7 protein-coding genes are annotated in these 8,317 nt (G+C 69.4%); 5 read left to right on the top strand and 2 right to left on the bottom strand.

Going from position 1 to position 8,317, the window contains the following annotated elements; translation table 11 throughout:
- Both galT and galK read left to right on the top strand, forming a co-directional pair.
- Positions 1-1,055, top strand: a 1,055-nt coding sequence (gene galT / locus ACNPNP_RS02415) for a galactose-1-phosphate uridylyltransferase (protein WP_448964474.1), incomplete at its 5' end; no start/stop codon positions are given.
- Positions 1,052-2,230: a galactokinase gene (gene galK, locus ACNPNP_RS02410; RefSeq protein WP_448964473.1), complete on the top strand. Its 1,179-nt coding sequence runs from the start codon at positions 1,052-1,054 to the stop codon at positions 2,228-2,230. The genes galT and galK, both read left to right, overlap by 4 nt.
- A gap of 70 nt (positions 2,231-2,300) precedes the next feature.
- On the opposite strand, the gene ACNPNP_RS02405 is transcribed toward galK, so the two are convergent.
- Positions 2,301-3,866, bottom strand: a complete 1,566-nt coding sequence (locus ACNPNP_RS02405) for a nucleobase:cation symporter-2 family protein (RefSeq protein WP_448964472.1) — start codon at positions 3,864-3,866, stop codon at positions 2,301-2,303.
- 225 nt (positions 3,867-4,091) lie between these two features.
- On the opposite strand from ACNPNP_RS02405, the gene ACNPNP_RS02400 reads away from it, so the two are divergent.
- The 3 genes from ACNPNP_RS02400 to ACNPNP_RS02390 are packed head-to-tail and all read left to right on the top strand — an operon-like array spanning position 4,092 to position 7,026.
- Positions 4,092-5,459, top strand: a complete 1,368-nt coding sequence (locus tag ACNPNP_RS02400) for an 8-oxoguanine deaminase (protein ID WP_448964471.1) — start codon at positions 4,092-4,094, stop codon at positions 5,457-5,459.
- A gap of 23 nt (positions 5,460-5,482) precedes the next feature.
- Positions 5,483-6,460, top strand: coding sequence for a UDP-glucose 4-epimerase GalE (gene galE / locus ACNPNP_RS02395; RefSeq protein ID WP_448964470.1), 978 nt, complete (start codon positions 5,483-5,485; stop codon positions 6,458-6,460).
- Complete coding sequence (locus tag ACNPNP_RS02390) at positions 6,457-7,026, top strand: GNAT family N-acetyltransferase (RefSeq protein ID WP_448964469.1); 570 nt, start codon at positions 6,457-6,459, stop codon at positions 7,024-7,026. Before galE ends, ACNPNP_RS02390 begins: the two co-directional genes overlap by 4 nt.
- Here ACNPNP_RS02390 and ACNPNP_RS02385 read toward each other — a convergent pair.
- Complete coding sequence (locus ACNPNP_RS02385) at positions 6,956-8,293, bottom strand: MFS transporter (RefSeq protein ID WP_448964468.1); 1,338 nt, start codon at positions 8,291-8,293, stop codon at positions 6,956-6,958. The genes ACNPNP_RS02390 and ACNPNP_RS02385 overlap by 71 nt on opposite strands.
- Positions 8,294-8,317 lie beyond the last annotated feature (24 nt).

Here is an 8,317-nt window from a genome sequence, read left to right as displayed (position 1 = left end):
CCCCCCCCGTCGACGCACGCGCACTCGACCCTCGCCCCGACACCGCCACGATGCGCCTCGACGTTCTCACCGGCGACTGGATCACGGTCGCCGCGAACCGCCAGAACCGCGTCATGATGCCCAGCCCCGACGCCGACCCGCTCGCTCCGCAGACGCCGACGAATCCGTCAGAGGTTCCTGCGCTCTACGACGTCGCGGTGTTCGAGAATCGCTCGCCCGCCTTCGGCCCCGCGCTCACCGAGGCGCTCGGCACCGCCCCGGCCGCGGCCAACCCGCCGCGCGGACTCGATGACCTCGACGCGCTCGGCCTCGGCCGCACCCGCACGTCGGTCGGCCGCTGCGAAGTCGTGTGCTTCAGCCCCGACCACGCAGGCTCCTTCGGCACGCAGTCCGTGACGCGCGCCCGCACCGTGATCGAGGCCTGGGCCGATCGCACCGCCGCGCTCTCGCAACTGCCTGGCGTGCAGCAGATCTTCCCGTTCGAGAACCGCGGAGAGGCGATCGGCGTCACGCTGCCGCATCCGCACGGGCAGATCTACGCCTACCCCTACATCACGCCGCGCACCCAGCGGCTGCTGGAGAGCATCGATCGCACCGCGCCCGATCTGTTCCAGCGCATCCTCGAATTCGAGCAGGGCTCCGAGCGCATCGTGCTCCAGGGCGAGCACTGGACGGCGTTCGTGCCGTTCGCCGCCCGCTGGCCCGTCGAAGTGCACCTCATGCCCAACCGCCACGTCGCCGATTTCGCCGAGACGAGCGAGGCCGAGCGCGATGAGCTCGCCCCGCTCTACCTGCGCCTGCTGCGCGGCATCGACGCGCTCTACGAGACGCCGACCCCGTACATCGCCGCATGGCACCAGGCTCCCGTGAGCCTCGCAGGCGACTCGGTACGCCTGCACCTCGAGCTCACGAGCCCGCGGCGCGGCACCGACAAGCTGAAGTTCCTCGCCGGATCAGAGGCCGCGATGTGGGCGTGGACCGCCGAGATCCCGCCGGAGCAGTCCGCCGCGCGGATCCGCGAGGCGATCGCTCGCGCGGAAGGGGCCGGCGCATGACGGCTCGAGACGACGCGAGCGCTCTGTTCGAGCAGCTGACCGGTCGTGCCCCAGACGGCGTCTGGTCGGCTCCCGGCCGCGTCAACCTGATCGGCGAGCACACCGACTACAACGACGGCTTCGTGCTGCCCTTCGCGATCCCTCACCGCACATATGCCGCAGTGGGCATGCGCGGCGACGACCGCATCCGGGTCGCTTCGACATTGGTCGACGATGCCCCGATCGACGTCGGCATCGACGAACTCGCCACGCTGTTCCCCACACCGGTCGGCACCTCTCCTGCGGTCGCCGAGTGGGCCGCGTATCCGCTCGGCGTCGCGTGGGCGCTGCAACTCGCCGGTGCGAAGGGCCGCGGCGTCGACATCGCGATCGCATCCGATGTCCCCGTCGGCGCCGGCCTGTCGTCGTCCGCCGCGATCGAGGGGGCAACGGCATCCGCGCTCAACGACCTCTGGAACGCCGGACTCGACCGCACGGCGCTCGCCCGCGTCGGCCGCCGTTCCGAGAACGAGGCCGTCGGCGCGCCGACGGGGATCATGGATCAGATGGCGTCGATGCTCGGCGAACCCGACGCCGCGATCTTCCTCGACTGCCGCACGCTCGAGACGAGCCTCGTTCGGGTCGGCGTCGCCGAGGCCGGACTCGCGATCCTCATCATGGACACCAGGGTGCAGCACTCGCACGCCACCGGCGGCTACCGCGAGCGGCGCGAGTCGTGCGAGCGCGGCGCCGCGATCATGGGAGTGCCCTCACTGCGCGATGTGTCGATGGGCGACCTCTCCCGCGCCGAGCAACTGATGGACGACGTGACCTTCCGGCGGGTGCGTCACATCGTGACCGAGAACCAGAGGGTGCTCGACACCGTCACCACGCTGCGCGAGAGCGGCGCCAGAGCGATCGGCGATCTGCTCGTCGCCTCGCACGCCTCGATGCGCGACGACTTCGAGATCTCCGTTCCCGAACTCGACACGGCGGTCGAGGCCGCGCTGGCCGCGGGGGCCATCGGCGCACGCATGACGGGTGGCGGTTTCGGCGGTGCGGCGATCGCGTTGATCGAGCTGTCCACGGTCGAGTCGGTGTCGGATGCCGTGACCGCCGCCTTCGCGGAGGCCGGTTTCACGCCGCCGCACCTCTTCACCGTGACTCCCGCCGCCGGCGCCCGCCGCGACGCCTGAGCGACGGCAGGCCACGCCGAGGACGCAGCGATCCGGCTGCGTCTCGACGTGGTCCTGCATCTCGAGAGGGCTACTCGGCGTCGGCCTCAGCCAGGACGCGCCGGATGTCGCTCCGACTGCGGATCTTCCCTGTCTTGATCGCGTCGGTGATCACGACCTCCTGCGACGCGGTGACCACCGGAACCTCTTCGCCCTCGGCATCCAGGATCTTGCCGTCCTTGATCGTGTCGCCGTCGAACAGGGTCTCGTTCGCGAGCAGGCGAGCGAGATCCTCTTCGCGGATGACCCGACCGGTGCCGGGGATGAACGCCGACCGCTCGGCCGACTTCCCGCCGAGGTGGTTGAAGAGCAGATTCAGCAGCACGGCCATGATCGCGGCCGAGGAGATGCCGGAGTGCAGGATGATCCCCACCCAGCTCGGCAGCGCGTCGTAGAACGTCGGCATGACGACCGGGATCACCCCGAAGCCCAGCGAGACGGCGACGATGACCATGTTCATGTTGCCCTCGTAGTTCACCTTCGCGAGCGTGCGGACGCCGGCCGCAGCGACCGACCCGAACAGCACGATCCCCGCGCCGCCGAGGACGGGCGGCGGCACGGCGGCCACCAGCCCGCCGACGATCGGCAGCAGTCCGAGCACGACGAGGATCACACCGCCGGCGCTCACGACGAACCGTGACTTCACGCCGGTGATCGCGACGAGCCCGACGTTCTGCGCGAAGGCGGACTGCGTGAACGAGTTGAACACCGGGGCGATCGCGGACGAGATCATGTCGGCGCGCAGGCCGTTGGCGATGCGCTTGGAGTCGACCTTCGTGCCGACGATCTCACCGACCGCGATGATGTCCGCCGTCGTCTCCGTCATCGTCACGATGATCACGATGAACATCGAGATGATGCTGGCGACGCCGAACGTCGGCAGGCCGAATGCGAACGGCTGCGGAAGTGCGACGATCCCGCCGTCCGCGATGTTCGAGAAGTCCGCCCAGCCGACGATGCCCGCGAACGCGGTGCCGGCGACGATGGAGATGAGGATGGCCAACCGCGAGACGGTGAGGGACGCGACCTTGCTCAGCACGAGCACGATCAGCAGGGTCGCCATCGCGAGGCCGATGTTCTGCAGGCTGCCCCAGTCGGGATCCTCGGGCGAGGTGCCGCCCATCGCCCAGCTCGCCGCCACCGGCATCAGTGTCAGCCCGATCGTGGTGATCACGGTGCCGGTCACGACCGGCGGGAAGAACCGCACGATCATCGCGAAGAACGGCGCCACGATGAGTCCTGCGACGGATGCGGCGATCACGGCCCCGAACACACCCTGCAGCCCCTCCCCTGCGGCGAGGATGGCCGTCATGGTGGCGACGCCCGAGAACGAGACGCCCTGCACCAGCGGGAGCTGCGATCCGAAGAAGGGCACACCCCACGACTGCAGGATCGTTGCGAGGCCGCCGATGAACAGGCACGACGCGATCAGGAGGCCGATCTCGGCCGGCGCGAGCCCGGCGGCGTTTCCGATGATGAGCGGCACGGCGATGATGCCGCCGTACATTGTCAGCACGTGCTGCAGTCCGTAGGCGAAGGTGGGTCCGAGGCGGAGCCTCTCGTCCTCGGGTCGGCGGATTCTGGGCGTTCTCGACATAGATCTCTCCGTTGAGTGCGTCTGTCATGGATTCGCGCATTACTTCCGAATCGTGGAAGCTATTTTCCACAATTGCGATAGCGGCGATGCTAGCACCGAATCACGGCGCGTGCTAGCGTACGAGCGCCGGCCCTCCCCGGGCCGGTCGGCGGAACAGCAGACGCCGAGAAACCTGAGCTGGCGGCCCGAGCCCCAGCCACGTGTCGCCAGAGGAAAGGCGACACCATGACGAGAATCTGGTTGCGCGACCCGCTCGCGATCCACCTGGGAACGGATGTCGATCCCGCGACCGCCACGCGGGGCATCGTCGTCGACACGGAGCTCGGCACCATCGTCGAGCTCGTCGGGCACGGAGGGCGACCGCACGTCGACGAGGTCTTCGATGCCGGCGCGCACGTGATCACACCGGGCCTCATCAACACGCATCACCACTTCTATCAGACGCTCACGAGGGCCTGGGCGCCGGTCGCCGACCTGACGCTGTTCGGATGGCTGGTGAACCTGTACCCGGTGTGGGCCCGCCTCACCCCTCGCGCCCTGGAACTCGCGACCACCGTGGCGATGGCGGAGCTGCTGCAGTCCGGATGCACGACGGCTGCCGACCACCATTACCTCTTCCCGACCGGCATGGACGATGCGATCGACGTCCAGGTCGACGTCGCCCGCCGACTCGGCATGCGCGCGATGCTCACCCGCGGCTCCATGTCGCTCGGCGAGGACGACGGCGGGCTGCCACCGCAGCACACGGTGCAGGATCCGGACGTCATCCTCGCGGATTCGGAGAGGTTGGTGGCCCGCTACCACGAGCGCGGGGCGGGGGCGAAGGTGCAGATCGGCCTCGCCCCGTGCTCACCGTTCTCGGTGACGACCTCGCTGATGGCGGACTCCGCGGCGCTCGCGGAGCGCCTCGACGTGCGGCTGCACACTCACCTCGCCGAGACCCTGGACGAGGAGCAGTTCTGCCGCGACCGCTTCGGCCTGCGCACCGTGGAGTATCTGGAGTCGGTGGGATGGCTGTCCGATCGCACCTGGCTCGCGCACGGCGTGCACTTCAACGACGACGAGATCGCCGCGCTCGGTGCGGCGGGCACCTCGGTGGCGCACTGCCCCACCTCCAACATGCGCCTGGCCAGCGGCATCGCCCGCGTCGTGGAGCTCGAGGATGCCGGCGTGCCTGTGGGGCTCGGGGTCGACGGCTCCGCGTCCAACGACGCCTCCAACATGATCCGCGAAGTGCGCCAGGCCCTGTACCTGCAGCGGCTGCGATACGGCACCGAGCAGGTCACGAGTGCGCGCGTACTGGACTGGGCGACGCGTGGTTCCGCCGCAGCACTCGGTCGCACGGACATCGGCCGGATCGACGTCGGAATGCAGGCCGATCTCGCGATGTTCCGGCTCGACGGCCTCGCGTTCTCCGGTTCGCACGACCCGATCGCCGCTCTCGTGCTGTGCGGTGCCGAACGCGCCGACCGCGTCATGGTGGGCGGCGAGTGGCGCGTGCGCGACGGAGAGGTCGTCGGGCTCGACGTGGACGCGCTGATCGCCGAGCACAGCCGCGCCGCCCGCGACCTGGTCTCGGGCCTGAAAGAATGAGAGCTTCGAGGAGAAGGAGCCCCATGTCCTGGATCGTCACCGGCGGAGCCGGCTACATCGGAGCGCACGTCGTGCGTGCACTCGCGGATGCCGGGCTCACCCCGGTCGTGCTGGATGATCTGTCCAGCGGTGTCGCGTCGTTCGTTCCGGAGGGCGTGCCGTTCGTGCAGGGCAGCATCCTCGATCGTGAGCTCGTCGAGACGACGCTTCGCGAGCATCGGGCAGATGGCGTCATCCACGTCGCGGGCTTCAAGTACGCCGGCGTCTCGGTGCAGCGGCCGCTGCACACCTACGCGCAGAATGTCGAGGGCACGCGCGTGATCCTCGAGGCGATGGATGCCGCGGGTGTCAGCAACATCGTCTTCTCGTCCTCCGCCGCGGTCTTCGGTACCCCTGACGTGCCGCTCGTGGTCGAGGAGACCGCGAAGAGGCCTGCGAGCCCGTACGGCGAGTCCAAGCTGATCGGCGAGTGGATGCTGCGCGATCAGGCGATCGCGACGGCCGAGTCCGCGCATCCGCTGCGCCACACCTCGCTGCGCTACTTCAACGTCGTCGGCTCGGCAGATGAGACCGTCTACGACGTCAGCCCGCACAATCTCTTCCCGATCGTGTTCGAGGCGCTGCTCGCGGGCAAGACGCCCAAGATCTTCGGCGACGACTACGCCACGGAGGACGGCACGAACGTGCGCGACTACGTGCACGTCGGCGACATCGCGGCCGCGCACGTCGCGGCGGCGAAGCGCCTCGCCGGCGGTGAGAGCATCGAGCCGGCGTACAACCTCGGCTCCGGCGACGGCCTGAGCGTGAAGCAGATCATGGATGCCGTCGTCCGCGTCACCGGCATCGACTTCACGCCGGAGATCGGCCCTCGCCGCGCCGGCGACCCCGATCGCATTGTGGCGACCGGCGAACTCGCCGCCCGCGACCTGGCCTGGAAGATGCGCTACACGGTCGACGAGATGGTGCGCACCGGCTGGGAGGCGCGACGCGCGGCCGGATGACCATGCTGATCCGAGGGGCGACCACCGCCGACGCACACGGCATCGCTGTCGTGCACGTCACATCGTGGCAGGCGGCTTACGCCGGTCTCATGCCGCAGAGCGTTCTCGACGATCTGTCGATCGACGATCGCGCCGAGCGATGGGCGCACATCATCGCAACGCCCGAGCGCGGATCGCGCACACTCGTCGCGGAGCGTGACGGCGAAGTGGTCGGGTGGGCGAGCTTCGGAGCCGCGCGCGAGAGCGACGGTCCTGGATCCGGCGAGCTCTGGGGCGTATACGTCCTGCCGTCCGCCTGGTCGTCCGGTGTCGGGCACGCGCTGCTGGAGGCTGTGGAACAGGGCCTCGCGGATGACGGGCACTCCGCGGCGCACCTATGGGTGCTCACCGGCAATGAGCGCGCGGCGACGTTCTACACGAGGCACGGATGGATCGACGACGGCGGCACGAAGGTGGAGGAACGGCCCGGTCTCGTGCTCGACGAGCGACGGCACGTCAAGGCGCTGCGACGAGATCGCGCGCGCGGATCGGGTAGAGGAAGAAGCACACCCACGCCAGCGCCGTGAAGGCCATCGGCACGACGGCCAGCATGATCCGAATGCCGCCGTCCACGGCATCCGGCTGCGCGTCGCCGAGAGAAGCGTCGAAGCCGCTCGCGTTCAGCACCCACGCGGCGACGACCGCCTGCAACACCACCGATCCGCGCACGACGAAGCCGTTCACACCGAAGTACACGCCTTCGCGCCGATGCCCTGTGCGTGCGGCGTCGTCGTCGATGATCTGCGCGAGCATGACCTCGAGCAGTTGCAGCAGTCCCCCGACGCCGACGCCGACCGCGACGCCGACGAGCGCCGCCCCGAGCACGGAGGCCGGCGCCAGATATCCGAGCACGGCGACCGCGAACACGCCGACCGCCCACAGCACCGCCGTCCGCGGCGACGTGACCTGCACCACCTTGCTCCACAGCAGGATCGCCGGGATCGCCACCACGAAGATCACGCCGAGCAGGATGCTGCTCTCTCCCTCGGCGGCGTGCAGCGAGTACCGCACATAGAACGGGATGGCCGCGAGGATCACCGCGATCGCGGTCTGCACGAACAACGACCCGAGCACGTAGGGCACGAACGCGCGATTGGCGAAGGTGTATCGCAGCTGCTCGGTCCACCGCATGGCCGCCTCGGCGGCGACGACCTCGCCCCGCCGCTCCAGCATCCCGCCGGCGAACGACCACACGAACAGCGCCAGGCACACGAGGCCCAACGCGATCGCCATGCCCGGCCAGCCGATGCTGTCGTACAGCAGCGGCGCGCCGGCCGTGCCGAGGATCATGCCGACGATCGCGAACACCTGCCGCGGCACGTTGCCCCTCGAGCGCTCGGCCGTCGTGCGGAAGATCTCCGGGAACAGCGCGGAGATGTTGAGGACGACCACGACGAAGGCGATGTCGTACACGGCGACGACGACGAGGAACCACGCGATCAGGCCACCTGCGGACAGTGCGGGCGGCATCCAGACCAGCGCGAACGCGACCACGAGAGGCACGATGCCGAGCCCGATCCACGGGATCCGCCGGCCCCAGGGGGTGCGGATCCGGTCGGAGAGTGCGCCGACGAGCGGGTTGAGCAGGGCGTTCAGGATGCCGTGGGCGATCATCGCCGCGGCCACCCACTCCGCCGGCACCGCGAGGTGGGCGACGTAGAAGTACACCACGAACGCGGAGAAGGTCTGGGCCATCAACTGGATCGGGAACCCGGAGGCCCCGAAGGCGACGGACTGGGCGCGAGAGGGCGCTGCGTCCAGGCGACGATCACGGATACGCGCTGCAAGGCTCATCGCTGTGGCTCCTGTCGGGGGGGG

The organism is Microbacterium xerophyticum (genome assembly GCF_053543555.1).
Note: the sequence above shows the minus strand (reverse complement) of the source record. Positions and strands in the feature narration are given on the sequence as shown.

What these genes read in the sequence shown, in the direction of transcription:
- galK (WP_448964473.1), top strand. Translation starts at nt 1,052, where the DNA reads ATGACGGCTCGAGACGACGCGAGCGCTCTGTTCGAGCAGCTGACCGGT.
- ACNPNP_RS02405 (WP_448964472.1), bottom strand. Translation starts at nt 3,866, where the DNA reads ATGTCGAGAACGCCCAGAATCCGCCGACCCGAGGACGAGAGGCTCCGC.
- ACNPNP_RS02400 (WP_448964471.1), top strand. Translation starts at nt 4,092, where the DNA reads ATGACGAGAATCTGGTTGCGCGACCCGCTCGCGATCCACCTGGGAACG.
- galE (WP_448964470.1), top strand. Translation starts at nt 5,483, where the DNA reads ATGTCCTGGATCGTCACCGGCGGAGCCGGCTACATCGGAGCGCACGTC.
- ACNPNP_RS02390 (WP_448964469.1), top strand. Translation starts at nt 6,457, where the DNA reads ATGACCATGCTGATCCGAGGGGCGACCACCGCCGACGCACACGGCATC.
- ACNPNP_RS02385 (WP_448964468.1), bottom strand. Translation starts at nt 8,293, where the DNA reads ATGAGCCTTGCAGCGCGTATCCGTGATCGTCGCCTGGACGCAGCGCCC.